Source organism: Bartonella queenslandensis AUST/NH15, assembly GCF_000312585.1.
In the GTDB taxonomy this organism is placed as follows: Bacteria; Pseudomonadota; Alphaproteobacteria; order Rhizobiales; family Rhizobiaceae; genus Bartonella; species Bartonella queenslandensis_A.
The window spans coordinates 1-332 of sequence record NZ_HE998159.1; the positions used below are offsets into that span (position 1 = coordinate 1).

At 35.5% G+C, this 332-nt stretch carries 1 protein-coding gene; it reads right to left on the reverse strand.

The genetic code is table 11. From position 1 onward, the window contains the following. On the reverse strand, positions 1-332 hold a 332-nt coding region (locus tag BN338_RS12300; protein WP_039761829.1), incomplete at both ends, for a hypothetical protein.

The following is a 332-nucleotide window of genomic DNA, read 5'->3' on the forward strand; positions in this document are numbered from 1 at the left end:
AAGCACATAAATACTCGTAAATTCTTTGGCTAAAGATTTTCGTAAACTGTCCATTGCTGGTTTTTCTATATAACCAGAACCAGAAACAAAACCAATCACCCCAGCATTATCAATACGGTCACTAGCCCAGCGTATAGCACGGATATAACTATCATAAAGCGCTTGTATATTCGTAACTTTTGATTGAGCAGCATAAGTCTCACGAATACGATTATCTAGTATAGGATAAGGAGTATTTTTGGCATTGTCGTTGGCACTTTTTTGACCTGTTGAATAAGGAGGATTACCAAAGATAACTTTGATATCGAGATTTTTCTGATGCTCTAAATATT